Consider the following 18,061-nt stretch of genomic DNA (forward strand, 5'->3'; position numbering starts at 1 on the left):
TAATTTTTGGAGGTGCAGTTCAAAATGTAGGGTCCTTTTTATTACCCTCATATTAATCGTGGTTAGTTGTTAAGAATTCGCTCAATGCAGCGAGTGCCTCGTCTTCGTCAGCACCGTCAGCCGTCAAGGTAACGGATGTGCCTTTTGTAGCACCCAAGGTCAATACAGTTAAAATGGATTTAGCATCTGCTGTTTTGCCATTAGCAGCGATAGTCACTTTGGAAGCGAACTTAGCAGCCAATTGTGTGAAAGCTGTAGCAGGACGAGCATGTAAACCGGATTCGTTAGTAATTTCTACTGTTAATTCTTTCATGATAACCTCTTTCTATCTCGATAGGCGGTGCCTATCCATACGTTCTAATAGATATATTGTATCAATATCAAGCATTTCAATTCAAGTATATTACATCCTATTTACTATGTAATAATCCTATTTAACAAAAGTAAAATTATAATAAACCTTTTTCAGCTAATACAGATTTAGCGTATTCTGTAATTTCTTCTGCTGTGTCCATAGTAAGTGCTTTATTTGCTACCTCTTCACATTCTGTTTTGGAAACAGAACGCAAAATATTTTTAATAAGAGGAATCGAAGAAGCCGTCATGGAGAATTCGTCGAGGCCAAGGCCCAACAGAATCATGGTCGCCACAGGGTCGCTAGCAAGCTCACCACACATGCCTGTAAATTTACCTTGTTCATGACTAGCATCAATGACGTGCTTAATAAGACGTAACACACCTGGATGCAATGGTTGATACAAGCTACCAATTGCTTCGTTCATACGGTCTACTGCCAATGTGTATTGGCAAAGATCATTCGTACCGATACTAAAGAAGTCTACATATTTAGCAAGAATTGGAGATATAACAGCTGCCGCTGGTACTTCGATCATGATGCCAACCTTGATATCCTTGTTGAAATCCTTACCCTCAGCCTCCAGTTCCTCCTTACATTCACTAAGCATAGCATTCGCTTGCTTCACTTCCTCAACGGAAGCAATCATAGGATACATGATGTGAATATCACCAAACGCACTAGCTCGTAATAAGGCACGCAATTGTACCTTAAAGATGTCTGGACGATTTAAGGATATACGAATAGCGCGATATCCTAGGAATGGATTCATTTCACTTGGTAAATCAAGGCATTTCAATTCCTTGTCTCCACCGATGTCCATGGTACGGATAATAACAGGCTGCCCCTTCATATCTTGGGCTACCTTTTTATACTCTTCGAATTGTATTTCTTCTGCAGGCAATTCGTCATTTTCCATGTAAAGGAATTCTGTACGATACAAACCAATACCTTGTGCGCCCATAGTGAGCGCATGTTTAGCATCCTTCGCCTTACCAATGTTGCCGAATAGTTCTACATGATGACCATCAATGGTAGTAGCTTCAAGATTAGCGGATTCGCGCAACCGTTTTAATTCCTCTTGGAACGCCAACGCTTGATTTGTATACTCCGTCCAATCCGCATCAGATGGATTGATTTCCACGATACCATCCGTACCAAGAACGACTGCCTTATCGCCATCTGCAAAGCTTTCAATATCACCAACGCCCATAACTGCAGGAATCTCTAAGGTGCGAGCCATAATAGCCGCATGAGATGTAGGGCCACCTGCTGCCGTAACGATACCTTTTACTACCGCTTTATCAAGGGATGCCGTATCAGATGGTGCCAAATCATGAGCCACCAAGATAACCTCGCCAGAAATATGTGATAAACCGCGAGGGTTCATGCCTAACATATTACGCATCAAACGATCACCGATATCCTTAATATCTGCGCCTCGTTCACGCATATAGGCGTCTTCCATGCCGAGAAAGATATTTGCAAAGGTTTCAATTGTTTGAGCCGTAGCCGCTACCACATTCATATGGCTAGACTCAACAAGGGATTTAATTCCGTCAGATAAGGATGGGTCTTGAGCAATTTGCATATGCGCTTCAAAAATAGCCGCCTCTTCTGGCCCCATTTCATCCAACGCTTTTTTACGAATAGTATCCAATTGTTTTAAGGTAGATGCCATAGCAGTTGCAAACTTGCCAATTTCTTCTTCTACCTTGTCTTCCGTTACATTGTAATCAGGAATGACAATTTCCTCTTGAATATATCTATATACATTGCCTACTGCAACGCCACGAGATCCAGAAATCCCTTGAATTCGCATATGTGTTCCTCTTTCTATTACGATTAACTACATTACTCTTTATTTTATCATTTCTCTGTTAAACAATAAAGTAATCCAAATACCTATACTCCCTTAAATAACCGTCCCATATGGGGCATTTTTTGTTTTACTATAACTCTCAATAAACGTTGTAAGCTTTCCTTATTTTCCCTTTATTTTGCTATAAATTTATACGATTCCATGCCATGCTTAGGACCTATTTATGATATAATATTATAATATAGAATATATAATAATAAACATATGAGACTTTCACGGGCTTCATGGTGAAAGTCTTACTTATTGATAGGAGACTTTATGAAATTAACGAAAATGCATGGTCTCGGCAATGACTTCATCCTCTTTGCCGACCCACAAGGGACGTCTAAAGACTACACAGACCTCGCCATCCGCCTTTGCGATCGTCGCACGGGTATTGGTGCTGATGGTCTTGCTATCCTAGTTCCTTCCGAAACCTGTGATGTGCGCATGCGCATCATCAACTCCGATGGTAGTGAAGCAGAAATGTGCGGTAATGCCATCCGTTGCTTTGCCAAATACGCTTATGAACACGGTGAAACAACGAAGGAGACTTTCACCATTGAAACCTTAGCTGGCGTAATGAAGCCTACATTGACTATCGAAAACGGTATAGTCACACAAGTTACTGTAGACATGGGCAAACCATTTTTTAAGGCCCAAGACATTCCTATGAATGTAAACATGGATAAGGTTATCGACGTAGACCTCAATGTAAACGGTGAAACCGTAACAGTGAGTTCTGTATTGCTCGGTGTGCCTCATACGGAGGTATTCATCGACGACATTACAAAAGCCCCTGTTACAACACAAGGCCCTATCCTTGAAAAGCACGATGCCTTCCCTGCCAACACCAATGTAAACTACATTGAAGTGGTAAACGACAAACACATCAAGGTGCGCACATGGGAACGCGGCGCTGGCGCTACTTTAGCTTGTGGAACAGGATCTTGTGCCTCTGCCGCTATGTCCTTTGAAAAGGGCTTAACAGGCCGCGAAGTAGATGTGGAACTCTATTTAGGAACATTGCATATTTCATACTTGGAGGATGGCACGGTGCTCATGACAGGCCCGGCTGAGGAAGTCTTCGAAACAGAACTTCCTATCGATTAAAATGAAGTGGTTACAACTTATATTAAATGCGTTCCTAAGGTACCAACAGGGTCGCACACTCATACCACGGAATATAGAGCCCCTTTTGGGACTACTTGCATCCATTCTCGTCATCCTCATAGCCGTAGCCAATAGCATCGCTATTGGTTATGCCTTGATTGTCGTATGGAGCATCATGGCCTACGTGTTCTACCGCAAAGGATATGCCCTAAAAGAATTATTAAACCTATCTTGGACAGGTGCGAAAACATCCATCATAGTGATGCAAATCTTCCTTCTCATCGGTTGGCTCATCGCCATGTGGCAAGCAGCAGGCGTTATTCCTATGATTATCGCCACAGGTATCGATTTAATTGATCCATCCATCTTTATCGTCTGTGCCTTTTTAATAACAGCCATAGTGAGTATGCTGTTAGGTACTGCACTGGGCACTGTAGGAACGATAGGCATCGTACTCATCACCATGGCAAGAGCTGGAAGTATTCCAGAAAATATCGTAGTTGGTGCCATTATTGCAGGTGCTTACTTTGGTGATCGAAACGGTCCACTATCCTCTAGTGCATCTCTTGTAGCGGCCTTGACCCATACAAAGGTATCGACGAATATTCCCATTATGTTTAAAGATGGTATTCCAGCACTCATCATCTCTACAGTGTTGTATCTATTACTATCTCAGTGGTACCCACTCAATTACGAAAATAGTTTACTATCCGATACAATTCACTTTATTTTCAATATCGATTGGACATTATGGATTCCAGTCATCATCGTCATTGGTCTATTGCCTTTGAAAGTATCTATCCGTTGGCCTATCGGACTCAGTGCATTAGCGGCGGCCATTCTAGCCTATACCAATCAGGATGCGAGCCTCTCAGAGTTGGGATGGTATACCTTAACAGGCTTTGAACTACCGCACTATAATCCACTAGCTAATATCATTCATGGCGGCGGTCTACAAACGATGTTTATCCCTACCCTTTCAATTTTTATGGCTACTGCCATTTCAGGCATGCTCGAAGGGGTTGGCTTCTGGAACGATATACGACAACTGTTAGAGCGAGCTAAAACACGGAGCGATGTATTTGCTGCCAATGTAGGTCTTGCTTTCTTAACAGGTGCGGTTGGATGCAGCCAAGCTATTGCGGTAGTTATGACGCACTCTATTATGCGTATTACCTACGCACAGCGAGGTATTCAAGACGAAGATGTAATGCTAGACTTTGAAAATAGTGGCATTCTCATCGCTCCATTACAACCATGGAATATCGCTGCCTACGTGCCCATTGTCATGATGGGTACAAGTTCAACAGGTTATGTACCATTTGCCTTCTTCCTATATCTAGTACCACTCATCTATTGGTTACGATTACGGAAGCAAGATCAACCAATCATACGCTAATTAGTATTATCTCAAAAGGGGAAATTGTATGATTTATACCATTACCTTTAATCCAGCTCTCGATTATATCGTGCGCCTTGATCACCTCAAGACGGGTACTATTAATCGCACCATCCAAGAATACGTTCTCGGTGGTGGCAAAGGTATCAACGTATCTATCGTGCTCAACAATCTTGGCATGGATACGACAGCACTCGGCTTCATCGCAGGGTTTACAGGCGAAGAAATCGTAACACAACTCAAGAAATTCGGCGTGAAAGAAGATTTCATCCGGCTTCGCGAAGGATTAACCCGCATCAATGTTAAGGTAAAAGCCTCTGATGAGGAAACAGAGATTAATGGCCGCGGCCCAATCATTGCTACCGACGAATTAGAAGCTCTATACAAACAGCTTGATGCGTTGACCGAAAAGGACACCTTAATCCTTGCTGGCAGCATTCCTTCTAGCCTACCAAGCGATATGTACGAACTCATTATGGAGCGCTTACAACATAAAAATATTCGCATCGTAGTCGATGCTACAAAGGATCTACTCACAAAAGTCTTGCCTTATAAACCATTTTTAATTAAGCCAAATAATCACGAGCTTAGTGAAATCTTTGGGCGCACTTTATCTACAAAAGATCAGCTTGTAGAAGCAGCAAAAACATTGCAAGAGAAAGGCGCACAACACGTGCTCATCTCCATGGCTGGTGATGGTGCTATTTTGGTGTCCGCTGACGGCACTGTATATACCAGTCCTGCCCCTAAAGGAACTCTCGTGAATTCCGTGGGTGCTGGCGACTCCATGGTAGCCGGCTTTATTACGGGCTATGAAAAGACGGGTGACTTACAAGAGGCGCTCTATTGGGGTATCTCCAGTGGCTCTGCCTCCGCTTACTCTGAAAACCTCGCAACCCTTGAAGAAGTAGAAACACTGCTTTCACAAGTACGAGTTAAATAGTTTTATATTTTATGTGCATCAAGGAGTACACATATGAAAATCACTGATCTATTAAAACCTCAATCTATCCTACTGAATGCAGATCCTGTCACAAAAGCTGACGCCATTTACACCTTAGGTGAATTGATGGACAAAGGAGGCTATTTGACAGACAAGGCAGAATATTTAAAAGCTGTCTTCGCTCGTGAAGAGTCTGGTTCTACAGGCCTTGGCGACGGTATTGCCACACCACATGCTAAATCTGCAGGAGTAAAAGAACCAGGCCTCGCTGCTATGGTCGTGCCTAACGGTGTGGATTTCGAAGCACTTGATGGTCAACCATCTCGCCTATTCTTTATGATTGCTGCTCCAGAAGGCGCGGCTGACACTCATGTAGAGGTATTGAGTCAGTTAGCAACGATGGTAATCGACCCTGATTTCAAAGAAGCCCTCATCGCAGCTCCAACTATAGAACGTTTCTTGGAACTCGTAACAGCTAAAGAGCAAGGCAACTTTGATCCATCTGTAGAAGGGTTTATCAAAACAGCAGAGGATCAAAAAGCAACCAGTATTACTGGTGCTATCGAAGCGAAGGCTGCAGAAGCAATTGAAAAGGTTGCACCTAAGATTTCTGTAGATAACCCGCATTATGATGTATTAGCTGTTACAGGCTGTCCTACTGGCATCGCACACACCTATATGGCTGCTGAATCTTTAGAACGTAAGGCTAAGGAAATGGGTATTTCCTTAAAGGTCGAAAAAAACGGTGCTTCTGGCGTTAAAGACGCTCTTACAGCTGAAGAAATTGCACATGCTAAATGTATTATCGTAGCTTCCGATCGCCAAGTAGAAATGGCACGCTTTGACGGTAAACCTATGATTCAAACTAAGGTAGCGAATGGCATTAATAAAGCTGAAGAATTATTGCGTGAAGCTATGGCTGGTACAGCACCTGTATATCACGCTTCCCAATCCGACAAAAATGGCGCAGTAGGTGCATTCGATGCGGCAGATAACTTCGGTCGCCAAATCTACAAACATTTGATGAACGGTGTATCTCACATGTTACCATTTGTTATCGGTGGTGGTATCTTGATTGCCCTCGCCTTCTTATTCGACGTATTCGATCCAGCGAATCCTAAAAACTTTGGTTCCGGTACACCTCTTGCGGCTTTCTTAATGCAAATTGGTGGCGCGTCCTTTGGCTTCATGTTACCAGTATTAGCGGGTTACATCGCTATGAGTATTGCGGACCGTCCAGGTCTTGTGGCTGGTTTCGTTGGCGGCTTATTAGCTAACCAAGGCGGCTCTGGTTTCCTCGGTGCATTGATTGCCGGTTTCGCAGCAGGTTATTTGGTATTATTAGTTAAGAAATTAGTATCTGGTTTGCCTCAAGCATTAGAAGGTACAAAACCGGTTCTCTTCTACCCTGTACTTGGCGTATTGTTCATCGGTATCGCTATTACCTTTATCATCAATCCTCCTGTATCCGCACTTAACCACTGGTTAATGGACTCCTTGCAATCCATGGGCACAACTAGCCGCGTATTGTTAGGTCTTATCTTTGGTGCTATGATGTCCGTTGATATGGGCGGCCCTGTAAACAAAGCGGCTTATGTTATCGGCACAGGTGCACTTGCGACTGGTGAATACGGTATCATGGCAGCGGTAATGGCAGGCGGTATGGTTCCTCCATTGGCAATCGCTCTTTGTACTACATTCTTCCCTAGCCGTTTCACAGAGGCTGAACGTAAATCTGGTATCACAAACTACATCATGGGCCTTTCCTTCATCACAGAAGGGGCTATTCCATTTGCAGCTGCTGATCCAGTTCGCGTATTGCCAGCTTGCATCATCGGTGCTGGTACAGCTGGTGCATTATCCATGTTCTTCGAATGCACACTACGCGCTCCACATGGCGGTATCTTCGTAGTACCAACAATTGGTAATCCACTTCTTTACCTTGCATCCATCGCAATCGGTTCCATTGTGGCTTGCTTCATCTTAGCACTTGTAAAGCCAAGTTTAAAAAATAGTATCGCTAAATAGATCATAAAATTAACCAGCCATTATAGCTTATATATAATTGATGGCTGATCATTGATTATTTATGATTGAGGATTCATAGATTATTGATTATTGATTATTGATTGTTGATTGTTTATGACGAGTTTCGACGATTAGCGGATAGTAACTAATAGTTAACATTTAGCGACTAATTGATTAATGACTCTTATCGATGGTGAAAGCAAGTGTCACACCAGTAGATATAGTAAAAGGACTAGAATGTACGTGTTCTGAACTAACCTAAAATTGGACATAATTTAGGAGGTATAGTTCAAAAATATACGTGCTCTAGTCCTTTTCTAATATTCAAAAATAATTAATATTATTTTATAATTCATTATCAAAACTACTTTCAAAAGTGGAAGCAAATCCTCAAAATTGTACAATTACATCGATTTATGTTAAACTATATAAATATTAATTAACTTTAAAATTATAAATTATTATTAGAAATCTAGTTCGGAGAGCTAATTCATGAAGTCATCCAAAAATTGTAAGGTTACTGCTGCATTTCTTGCCGCAGCTGCGTTGGGTGGTGTTGCCCATGCAGAGCCTACACTTAACATGAATGATTTAGTAGGTACGAGTACCAGTGCTGAATCAACGACACAGAGTACTACAAGTGTAGCAACTCCAGTCGTGAAACCAATGGCAACTCAGCCAGTCTTACCAACTACACCACAACCGTCCACCGTTGTACAACAACAAACACCACCGATGGCACAACCTCAACCATCCTACGTGATGCAACCAGCAACCGTTAGCCCTGTACAAACTCAACAAGTTACACCATTGCAAGCAGTACCACAACAAGTAGTACCAATGCAATCTCAACAACAGGTTCAACCTCAACCTCAGTATGTTGTCAATAAAGATACAAAGGCTGTCATGGAACCTACATTAGCAATGCACAGCTTGATAAATGTACAGCGAAAAACTGAACCTGTTACTGTAGAGAAACCAGTAGATGGTAAGCAACAAGTACAAACTACACAAGTGCAGCGTACGCCTGTTGTGATTCAACAAGAATCCATAGCGCCATTAACTGTATCTAATACTACAGTAACAAAAGCCGTGGTAGCCAAACAAAGACTTACAATTCGCGATATTCAACGTGCTGAGCGTGAGCGTTTAGCTCAACTAGCCGCGGAAGAAGCAGCTAAACAAGAAAATATATCACAAGTTGATCAACAACAACTCGCTCAAAAACAAGTTGAAGCTCAACGTCAAGCAGCACTACAAGCTCAACAACAAGCAGAAGCCCAACGACAAGCAGCTTTGCGGGCGGAACAAGAACGTGTGGTAGCTCAGCAAGCCGAGGCTCAACGACAAGCGGCTTTACGTGCTGAACAGGAACGTATCGCGGCTCAACAAGCTGAGCAAGCGCGTATTGCAGAAGAACGCCGTCAAGCGGCAGAGCTGGAACGCATCCGTATCCAAGAGGAACAACGCCGTATTGCTGAGCAACAAGCAAATCAAGAGCATTTAGCTGCTCAACAAGCCGAGGCACAACGCCAAGCAGCTCTAAAAGCAGAACAAGAACGTATTGCAGCTCAACAAGCTGAACAACAACGTATCGCAGCCGAGCAAGCTGAGGCGCAACGCCAAGCAGCTCTAAAAGCGGAGCAAGAGCGTATCGCTGCTCAACAAGCTGAAGCACAACGTCAAGCTGCTTTAAAAGCGGAACGTGAACGCATCCTCGCTCAACAAGCCGAAGAAGAACGCTTAGCCGCTGAAGAAGCAGCTCGCCAACGTGCCGAAGCTGCCGCTAAAGCCGAAGCCGAACGACAAGCGGCTTTAAAAGCTGAACAAGAACGTATTGCGACTATACAAGCCGAAGCGCAACGCCAAGCAGCGTTAAAAGCTGAACAAGAACGTATCGCTGCTGAAAAAGCTAGAACTGAACGCGAAGCAGCCATTAAAGCTGAACAAGAACGTATTGCTGCTAAACAAACAGAACTCGCAAGACAAGCTGCAATCCAAGAAGAGCAAGAACGTTTAGCAGCTGAACAACTAGCAAAAGAAGAAGCTGAGGCTGCAGCCAAAGCACAAGCTGAAGCTGAAGCCAAAGCTAAGGCTAAAGCAGATGCAGACGCTGCTGCTAAAGCTCAAGCTGAGGCCGAAGCAAAAGCTAAAGCCGAAGCAGACGCTGCTGCTAAGGCTCAAGCTGAGGCAAAAGCTAAATCTGAAGCTGAGACTAGACAAGTTCAAGAGAGCAAATTACCGCAATCTTATGTAGATGCTCGTAATACAGCCTCTACAAAAGGCTCTCCTGTAACAGAAGAGAAAAATATTCTTTCCCAACCAATGGATCCACCATTGCAAGCCAATGCATCTGCAAAAATTAGCCTTGCCTTTGACGCGAAAAATTACGAATCTATGTCTTCGACAGTAGATAATAAGGAAATCAAATATCGCGCCTTCGAGTATATCCCTTACGTGGCTAATCCAATCGACATAGATCAGCAATACATGAACATTTATGTACCAGAGGAATATTTCAACAACGGCACTATCAACGGTTACAACACCCAAACAGCCCCTATCTTCATGCCAAATGCGGTAGGCGGTTATATGCCAAGTCAAGCTATGACTCCAAAAATGGAAAATGGTAAACCTAACAGTGTTCTTTACGCATTATCCCGTGGTTATGTAGTAGCTTCCCCTGCTACACGTGGTCGTACCAATAAAGCTTCCGATGGCAACTTCATCGGTAAGGCTCCTGCAGTAATCGTTGACTTACAAGCGGCTACAGCCTACTTACACGCCAACGATTCCGCTATGCCAGGTAATGCAAACCGCATTATCACAAATGGTACAAGCGCTGGCGGTGCGGTATCCTTGTTACAAGGCGCTGCGGGTAACAGTTCCGACTTCCAACCGTATTTACAAGCATTAGGCGCGGCTACAGCGGCAACGAATATATACGCAGTTTCTGCGTACTGCCCTATCACTAACCTTGATGCGGCAGATATGGCTTATGAATGGAGCTATAAAGGTATTACCTCCTTCAACAAAGTAACGATGGGTCAAGGCGAATTGCCTCAAGCTAATGTAGGTGGTAACGCTGCTCCACCTCAACGCACAATACAACGTGTAAACTTGAATGCTGATGATGTAGCATACTCCAACTTACTAAGTGAACACTTCCCTGAATACGTAAATAATTTACAATTACATGACTCCATGGGGCGTGTCTTAAAATTAGATAAGAATGGTAATGGTACTTTCAAAAATTATGTGAAAGCGTTTATTATTGATGCAGCTAATAAAGCACAAGCTAAAGGTACTGATTTATCTAAACATACATACCTTGTAAGAGATAATAAAACCGGAGCTATTAAAGATATTAACTGGGAAGCTTACAACCAATTTGTAAGCCGTTCTAAAGCACCAGGTGCATTCGACTCCCGTTCTAATGACTCTGGCGAGAACAACTTATTTGGTACAAGTACAACAGATAACAATCACTTTACAATTACTGCAGCTTTACACGATACAACATCTAACCAAAATGTATACGTAGAAAATGCTAAAATTGTTACTATGATGAACCCAATGAACTATCTAGGTTCCCCAGCAGCGACAAATGCGCAGTTCTATCGTATCCGCTATGGCACAGCTGATAGCAATACATCCATAGCTATTCCATTAATTGTAGGGACACGTGCTCAGAACCTTGGATACCAAGTGGATATGGCAACACCATTTGATGTAGACCACTCTGGTGACTATGATCTAGATGAATTATTCAACTGGATGGACAATATCGTTAAAAACGGTAGATAATTACAATTAAATACTTACCATAACATAAAAGGAGCTACCTAGTAGCTCCTTTTACATTATGCCAATTTTCTTTATGTCAAATTAAGTATCCCTAAAATAAACTTTTGCTGTGTAAAGCCAGAAAAAGCCCCTCTAATGAGGGGCTTTGCTATATTAGGAAAGCATGTTCACTACTTTCACCAATCATATTCTATTACACTTCAGGGAATAAAGCTGTAGATAAGTAGCGTTCGCCTGTATCAGGGAGAATTACTACAATATTTTTACCTTTATTTTCAGGGCGTTTTGCCAATTCTTGAGCCGCCCAAAGCGCAGCACCAGAGGAAATACCTACCAATACGCCTTCTGTGTGACCAAAAGCTTGAGATGTAGCAAAAGCATCCTCGTTAGAAACTTGGATTACTTCATCGTAAATGTTAGTATCCAATGTATCTGGAATGAAGCCAGCACCTAAGCCTTGGATTTTATGAGGGCCTGGTTTACCATTAGATAATACAGGAGAATCTGCTGGTTCTACGGCAACCACATGTACATCAGGGTTTTGTTCTTTTAAGTAACGACCTGCACCTGTCAACGTACCGCCTGTACCAACACCAGATACGTAGATATCTACGGTACCATCAGTATCTTGCCAGATTTCAGGGCCAGTTGTTCTGTAGTGAATTGCAGGATTAGCTTGATTTACGAACTGACCTGCTTCAATAGCACCAGCTGTAGCCGTTACGATTTCCTTAGCTTTTGCAATAGCGCCTTTCATACCAAGAGAACCGTCAGTCAATACGAGCTGAGCGCCATAACCAAGCATTAATTTACGGCGTTCAATGGACATTGTTTCAGGCATTACGATTACAACTTTATAGCCAAGCGCAGCACCTACAGCAGATAAGCCAATACCTGTATTACCAGATGTAGCTTCTACAATTGTACCACCTGGTTGTAATTCACCAGACTCAACAGCCGCTTGAATGATTGCTGCTGCGATACGATCTTTTACAGATCCACCTGGGTTAAAGTATTCCAATTTAGCAAAAATATTTGCTTCTGCACCAAATTTAGCACCAAAACGTGTAGCTGCCAATAATGGTGTTTTACCGATTAATTCAACAAAAGATTTAGCAATTTTAGACATAGTGGTCACTCCTTAATTAAATAGAACCATCCCAATTATCATATTTTGTATCAAGTTTAGCGTAAGTCCCATCAATTACATCTTGTAGGGTTACGTTTTCTAAATAATCATGAATATAGTTTTGTAAGCCTGCCCAGAAACCAACGGTGCGTTCGTTGATTACTGTATCAGTACTCACCCCTTCATCAAGAGTAGATATGATAGCCATCGATTCCTCAGTAGCAAGCAATATTTCAATAATTGTGTACTCCTTAGGGTTTTTAGACAATCGATATCCGCCATATTTACCGCGGATACTATCCACTAGGTTAGCAGCGCCTAAACGAGCTACGATACCTTCTAGGTATTTTTCAGATATGCCTTGTCGTTCTGCCACAGATCGCAAGGAAACTGGTTTATCTTGACCTTGCTCTGCCAAATCGATGAGAACCATCAATGCATAACGACCTTTTGTGGAAATCCTCATATATCTTGCCTTTCTTTGTAAACGTTAGTGTTAAACACACCCATATTAAAAAGTGCTTATATTATATTTATAAAGCTATTTATAAAACCTTTCATATTAATAGGAATTAATTTCATTATAGACCACTCACTATAAAAATGCAAGAACTTATTTCCTACTTTTATAAAGGGATATTAACAACACAAAAGGACCAGCCCGAAGGCCAGTCCTTTTGCGTATAGTTTGTAGTTTGTTATATGAGGTTTACCATGATGAATTGGAGAGGGTTCATCTGGTATTGGGACTTACCGTATCGTCAGGAAAACGATGCGCGCCCGTGTTTATGTCATTTGAGGAGTTGTCTAGATTACTCTAGCATTTAAGTATAAGTTTCTTAATTAGATTTTACCTACAAGATCAAGACCTGGTTTCAAAGTGTCTTTACCTGGTTTCCAACGTGCAGGGCACACTTGATCGCCATGTTTAGCTACGAATTGAGCAGCTTGTACTTTACGAACCAATTCTTCAGCGGAACGGCCGATACCCATATCATGAATTTCTGCTGTACGCACGAAGCCTTCTGGATCTACTACGAATGTACCACGGTAAGCCATAGCAGATTCTTCTTGGAATACATCGAAGAAATCAGCCAATTCATGTTTTTTATCAGCTAACATGTAATACTCGATCTTATTGATGCTTGGAGAAGCATCAGACCATGCTTTGTGAACGAATTCGGAATCACAAGATACGGAGTAAACTTCGCAACCCAATTCTTTCAACTCTGCATAGGAGTTTTGTACGTCTTCCAACTCAGTAGGGCATACGAATGTGAAGTCTGCTGGATAGAATACGAATACAGACCATTTACCCAACACGTCTGCAGTGCTAACTTTTACCAATTCAGGTTTTTTGAAAGCATCAAGTGTAAATTCAGGAAGTTGTTTACCAATAATAGACATGTTATGTCCTCCTTATTTGAGTTCCATATTTAACGAATATATTTACATTGGTGTACTTAGCACCATATTTATATCTATCTTTGTCTATATAATAACAAATATCATTCAATATTGCAAGCGTTATTTTTAAATTTATCGATATATTTTTCCAACTTTTTTCGATGTAAGCAAAAAAAGAAGAAAGATGCTCATTTCTGAGCATCTTTCTTCTTTTTACGTACTATTTTTTTAGTTCTAAAATTGCATCTACGAAACCACGGAATAATGGGTGTGCATTATTTGGACGAGACTTAAGTTCTGGATGTGCTTGTGTACCAATGAAGAATGGATGATTTTTTACTTCAATACTTTCAACAAGACGGCCATCTGGAGATGTACCAGAAATTACAAGACCTGCATCGGTCAATTGTTGACGGTATTCATTGTTGAACTCATAGCGATGACGATGACGTTCATAAATCAAATCTTCCCCATAAGCTTCGTGAGTTTTCGTACCGGCTTCCACTTTGCATGGATAGATACCTAGGCGCATTGTACCGCCTTTTTTATCTACATCAACTTGATCACTCATCAAGTCAATTACTTTGTATTTAGCATTTTCATCGAATTCGCTAGAGGTTGCTCCTTCCATGCCACATACGTTACGAGCAAATTCCATTACTGCAGATTGCATGCCAAGGCATAGGCCAAGATATGGAATATTGTTTTCACGAGCGTATTGGATTGTGCGGATTTTACCTTCTACACCACGGGAACCAAAGCCACCAGGCACGATGATACCTTCAACACCTTCAAATACCTCTTTAGGATCTACAGATGTATCATCAAGTTCTTCGGAGTCAATCCAACGAATATTCACTTTAGTACCCGTAGCAATACCAGCATGATCTAGAGCTTCAACTACGGATAAATACGCATCATGCAACGCTACATATTTACCAACAATAGCAACTGTAATATCTTTATTAGGATTCAAAATCTTATGAACCATTTCTTTCCATGCAGTCATATCACATGGACGATCTTCAAGACCTAACTTTTTGATAACAATATCGTCAAGACCTTGCTCTTGCATCATCAATGGCACTTCATAGATAGAGCTACAGGTTTGATTTTCAATAACTGCTTCAGGTTCTACGTCACAGAACAAAGCAAGTTTTTCTTTCATATCATCAGAGATATGTTTCTCACTACGACATACCAAAATATCTGGTTGAATACCGATGCTACGCAATTCTTTTACACTATGTTGTGTAGGTTTTGTTTTCAACTCGCCTGCGGCATTGATGTAAGGCACCAACGTAACGTGAATGTAAAGTACATCGTTACGACCTACTTCTTTTTTCACCTGGCGAATAGCTTCCATAAATGGCAAGCTTTCAATATCACCTACAGTACCGCCGATTTCAGTGATAACTACATCAGCATTATCCTCTTTACCTACACGGTAAACATTTTGTTTAATTTCATTTGTAATATGTGGAATTACTTGTACAGTGCTACCTAGGTAATCACCTTTGCGTTCTTTATTGATTACAGACCAATATACTTTACCAGCTGTAATATTGGAACGTTTACTAAGGTTAATATCGATAAAGCGTTCATAATGGCCCAAATCAAGGTCAGTTTCAGCGCCGTCATCTGTTACAAATACTTCACCATGTTGGTAAGGGCTCATCGTACCCGGATCGATATTAATGTATGGGTCAAATTTTTGAATCGTTACATTGAAACCGCGGTTTTTTAGTAAACGACCCAAAGATGCTGCTGTAATTCCCTTCCCAAGAGAAGAAACAACGCCGCCAGTTACGAAAATATACTTAGTTGCCATGATGCCTCCCACCTATTACATTTTTTCCGGAGCGGAAATACCTAAAATACCCAAGCCTTGACAAAGAACGAGGGCAATCGCTGTAATTAATCCAAGACGAGCTTGTTGTAATGCTGGATCTACGCCAATGATACGACCTTGACGGTAGAATGAATGAAACATACTTGCCAAATCGTATAGATAACGAGCAATACGATGAGGTGCACGATGTTCAGCAGCTTGAACGACCTCTTCCGGATATTCAGCTAATTTCTTAATTAATTCTAATTCCATTTCACTTGTAAGCGTTGTGAAATCAGTTTCACTATAATCGCCAAATGCGATGCCAGCTTCACGCACTTGGTTGTAAATACTGTGAATACGAGCATGAGCATATTGGATATAATACACTGGGTTGTCATTACTGCGAGATTTTGCCAAGTTAATATCGAAATCAAGTTGGCTGTCTAAGGAACGCATCAAGAAGAAATAGCGAGACGCATCTACGCCAACCTCTTCAATCAATTCATCTAATGTAACGCTATCACCACTACGTTTAGACAATTTAACAAGTTGTCCGTCACGGAACAATGCTACCATTTGTAATAGCAATACTGTTAATTTATCAGGGTCATAACCAAACGCCGCCATAGCCGCTTTTACACGACATACATAGCCATGATGGTCAGCGCCCCAAATATCAATCATCTCTTTGAAACCACGGTCATATTTATTGCGATGATATGCAATATCTGCCGCCAAATACGTAGGAACCCCATTATCACGAATAACTACGCGGTCTTTATCATCACCATAATCAGTAGATTTTAACCATAAAGCACCGTTTTTTTCATAAACTTTGCCAAGGGCCTTTAATGCCTCTACGGAATGATGAATCTCATCAGTTTCATGAACTGTACGTTCAGAGAACCAGTTATCGAACGTAACGCGGAAGTTTCTTAATGTTTCCTCTAAGCGAGCTAATTTTTCTTTTAAGCCCTCTTCCTTAAACAAGGCTACACGATCTACTTCGTTCATAGCATTTAATTTATCAAAGCCTTCGCGTTCTGCAATCGCTTTCGCTGTTTCAATAATATCTGGGCCACGATAGCCATTTTCAGGGAACACTAAAGCCCCTTCTGGAATATCAAACTCAGGCATAGAACCGTCTTCATTGCGTTTAGGTGGGAATACTAATGTAGCACCTTGTAACTCTTGGAAACGGTACTCAATGGAAATAGCCATGTTGTCGATTTGATTACCTGCATCATTGATATAGTACTCGGATTGTACATTATAACCCGCTGCACGTAACAAGTTTACAAGAGCACTACCGTACGCAGCACCGCGACCATGACCTACGTGCAATGGTCCTGTAGGGTTTGCACTTACGTACTCTACTTGAATCGTATCGCGCGCACGCAATGGTTGAACACCATACTCAATACTAGCATTCAAAATGGCTTTTAACGTATCGTACACCATATCAGATTTCAAAAAGAAATTAATAAAACCTGCGCCGGCAACCTCAGTACGTTCAAGCCAATCAAAGTTCATATGACTAATCAAAGCTTCAGCAATAGCTCGAGGATTTTGACGAGCTACACGAGCGGATTGCATAGCGATGTTTGTAGAAAAATCACCGAATTCCTTTTGAGGTGGCACTTCGAGAACGATTTCTGGATATTCCCCAGCCGGCAAATCACCGCTGTTAATCGTATCTTGTAATGCCTGTTCAATCCCCGATTTCAGGATTTCCTTCATGTCCATGCTCTATATCCTCCCGCACGTCTATATCTAACTGATTATAAAATTGCCATTCACCTTCAACGGAAATATCATATCCTAAATGAACATGACCTACGCCATCATGAAAGTCTACTGTTAATTCATGAGTATTTACAGCCATATGTAAATCACCATATGGTGTTTCATATACGGCTTCGCGTTCTTCACCACGGACGTATTGATGACGCATATTGACAGCCCCTGTTCGAAGCAACACGATAGAATCATCATGGATTTTAATGGTCGTCTTAACCCCATCCAATCCAGTCACACTAGATTCTTCATAACGCACATATTGAGCACTACCCTTTTCATGTGACGTACCTGGGGAAATCAGTTCCACTACGGTATCCTTGCCATCCATATCTCGTTGTACACTCTTTACGGACACTAGAACCCGCTTCATTTTTAACCTCCATGG

At 41.7% G+C, this 18,061-nt stretch carries 13 protein-coding genes; 5 read left to right on the plus strand and 8 right to left on the minus strand.

Annotated elements, in window-relative coordinates; translation table 11 throughout:
- Positions 1-52: 52 nt before the first annotated feature.
- Both ACLRYO_RS04460 and ptsP read right to left on the minus strand, forming a co-directional pair.
- On the minus strand, positions 53-313 hold the full coding sequence (locus tag ACLRYO_RS04460; protein WP_004695032.1) for an HPr family phosphocarrier protein: 261 nt from the start codon (positions 311-313) through the stop codon (positions 53-55).
- A 136-nt stretch (positions 314-449) separates the two neighbouring features.
- Complete coding sequence (gene ptsP / locus ACLRYO_RS04465) at positions 450-2,177, minus strand: phosphoenolpyruvate--protein phosphotransferase (protein WP_008602401.1); 1,728 nt, start codon at positions 2,175-2,177, stop codon at positions 450-452.
- Between the two features lie 318 nt (positions 2,178-2,495).
- Between ptsP and dapF the strand changes: the two genes are divergently transcribed.
- From dapF to ACLRYO_RS04490, 5 genes are all read left to right on the plus strand, one after another.
- On the plus strand, positions 2,496-3,329 hold the full coding sequence (dapF, locus tag ACLRYO_RS04470; protein WP_004695030.1) for a diaminopimelate epimerase: 834 nt from the start codon (positions 2,496-2,498) through the stop codon (positions 3,327-3,329).
- A 1-nt stretch (position 3,330) separates the two neighbouring features.
- Positions 3,331-4,728, plus strand: coding sequence for a Na+/H+ antiporter NhaC family protein (locus ACLRYO_RS04475; RefSeq protein ID WP_050774475.1), 1,398 nt, complete (start codon positions 3,331-3,333; stop codon positions 4,726-4,728).
- A 28-nt stretch (positions 4,729-4,756) separates the two neighbouring features.
- On the plus strand, positions 4,757-5,671 hold the full coding sequence (gene pfkB, locus ACLRYO_RS04480) for a 1-phosphofructokinase (protein ID WP_004695028.1): 915 nt from the start codon (positions 4,757-4,759) through the stop codon (positions 5,669-5,671).
- 33 nt (positions 5,672-5,704) lie between these two features.
- Positions 5,705-7,699: a fructose-specific PTS transporter subunit EIIC gene (locus ACLRYO_RS04485; protein ID WP_278457215.1), complete on the plus strand. Its 1,995-nt coding sequence runs from the start codon at positions 5,705-5,707 to the stop codon at positions 7,697-7,699.
- 492 nt (positions 7,700-8,191) lie between these two features.
- A complete protein-coding gene (locus tag ACLRYO_RS04490; protein WP_278457216.1) occupies positions 8,192-11,506 on the plus strand; it encodes a subtype B tannase in 3,315 nt (1,104 codons plus the stop codon).
- A 193-nt stretch (positions 11,507-11,699) separates the two neighbouring features.
- Here ACLRYO_RS04490 and cysK read toward each other — a convergent pair whose 3' ends face one another.
- The 6 genes from cysK to ACLRYO_RS04520 all read right to left on the minus strand — a co-directional run bounded on the left by cysK (position 11,700) and on the right by ACLRYO_RS04520 (position 18,046).
- A complete protein-coding gene (gene cysK / locus ACLRYO_RS04495; protein ID WP_278457218.1) occupies positions 11,700-12,635 on the minus strand; it encodes a cysteine synthase A in 936 nt (311 codons plus the stop codon).
- A 16-nt stretch (positions 12,636-12,651) separates the two neighbouring features.
- Complete coding sequence (locus tag ACLRYO_RS04500; protein ID WP_278457220.1) at positions 12,652-13,101, minus strand: RrF2 family transcriptional regulator; 450 nt, start codon at positions 13,099-13,101, stop codon at positions 12,652-12,654.
- Between the two features lie 377 nt (positions 13,102-13,478).
- A complete protein-coding gene (gene ahpC / locus ACLRYO_RS04505; protein ID WP_004695016.1) occupies positions 13,479-14,042 on the minus strand; it encodes an alkyl hydroperoxide reductase subunit C in 564 nt (187 codons plus the stop codon).
- Positions 14,043-14,262: 220 nt separating this feature from the next.
- A complete protein-coding gene (locus ACLRYO_RS04510) occupies positions 14,263-15,873 on the minus strand; it encodes a CTP synthase (RefSeq protein ID WP_278457222.1) in 1,611 nt (536 codons plus the stop codon).
- Between the two features lie 15 nt (positions 15,874-15,888).
- Positions 15,889-17,622: an arginine--tRNA ligase gene (gene argS, locus ACLRYO_RS04515; RefSeq protein ID WP_278457224.1), complete on the minus strand. Its 1,734-nt coding sequence runs from the start codon at positions 17,620-17,622 to the stop codon at positions 15,889-15,891.
- Entirely contained in the window at positions 17,588-18,046 is a 459-nt protein-coding gene (locus ACLRYO_RS04520; RefSeq protein WP_278457226.1) for a DUF1934 domain-containing protein, read from the minus strand. Before ACLRYO_RS04520 ends, argS begins: the two co-directional genes overlap by 35 nt.
- Positions 18,047-18,061: the final 15 nt, after the last annotated feature.

It is taken from the genome of Veillonella parvula (genome assembly GCF_047241225.1).
In the GTDB taxonomy this organism is placed as follows: domain Bacteria; phylum Bacillota; class Negativicutes; order Veillonellales; family Veillonellaceae; genus Veillonella; species Veillonella parvula_O.

Excerpts from the sequence above, each read along its gene's own strand:
- cysK (WP_278457218.1), bottom strand. The coding sequence starts at position 12,635 with ATGTCTAAAATTGCTAAATCTTTTGTTGAATTAATCGGTAAAACACCA.
- ACLRYO_RS04460 (WP_004695032.1), bottom strand. The coding sequence starts at position 313 with ATGAAAGAATTAACAGTAGAAATTACTAACGAATCCGGTTTACATGCT.
- ACLRYO_RS04490 (WP_278457216.1), top strand. The coding sequence starts at position 8,192 with ATGAAGTCATCCAAAAATTGTAAGGTTACTGCTGCATTTCTTGCCGCA.
- ACLRYO_RS04510 (WP_278457222.1), bottom strand. The coding sequence starts at position 15,873 with ATGGCAACTAAGTATATTTTCGTAACTGGCGGCGTTGTTTCTTCTCTT.
- ahpC (WP_004695016.1), bottom strand. The coding sequence starts at position 14,042 with ATGTCTATTATTGGTAAACAACTTCCTGAATTTACACTTGATGCTTTC.
- argS (WP_278457224.1), bottom strand. The coding sequence starts at position 17,622 with ATGGACATGAAGGAAATCCTGAAATCGGGGATTGAACAGGCATTACAA.
- ACLRYO_RS04500 (WP_278457220.1), bottom strand. The coding sequence starts at position 13,101 with ATGAGGATTTCCACAAAAGGTCGTTATGCATTGATGGTTCTCATCGAT.
- ptsP (WP_008602401.1), bottom strand. The coding sequence starts at position 2,177 with ATGCGAATTCAAGGGATTTCTGGATCTCGTGGCGTTGCAGTAGGCAAT.
- pfkB (WP_004695028.1), top strand. The coding sequence starts at position 4,757 with ATGATTTATACCATTACCTTTAATCCAGCTCTCGATTATATCGTGCGC.
- ACLRYO_RS04485 (WP_278457215.1), top strand. The coding sequence starts at position 5,705 with ATGAAAATCACTGATCTATTAAAACCTCAATCTATCCTACTGAATGCA.
- ACLRYO_RS04520 (WP_278457226.1), bottom strand. The coding sequence starts at position 18,046 with ATGAAGCGGGTTCTAGTGTCCGTAAAGAGTGTACAACGAGATATGGAT.
- ACLRYO_RS04475 (WP_050774475.1), top strand. The coding sequence starts at position 3,331 with ATGAAGTGGTTACAACTTATATTAAATGCGTTCCTAAGGTACCAACAG.
- dapF (WP_004695030.1), top strand. The coding sequence starts at position 2,496 with ATGAAATTAACGAAAATGCATGGTCTCGGCAATGACTTCATCCTCTTT.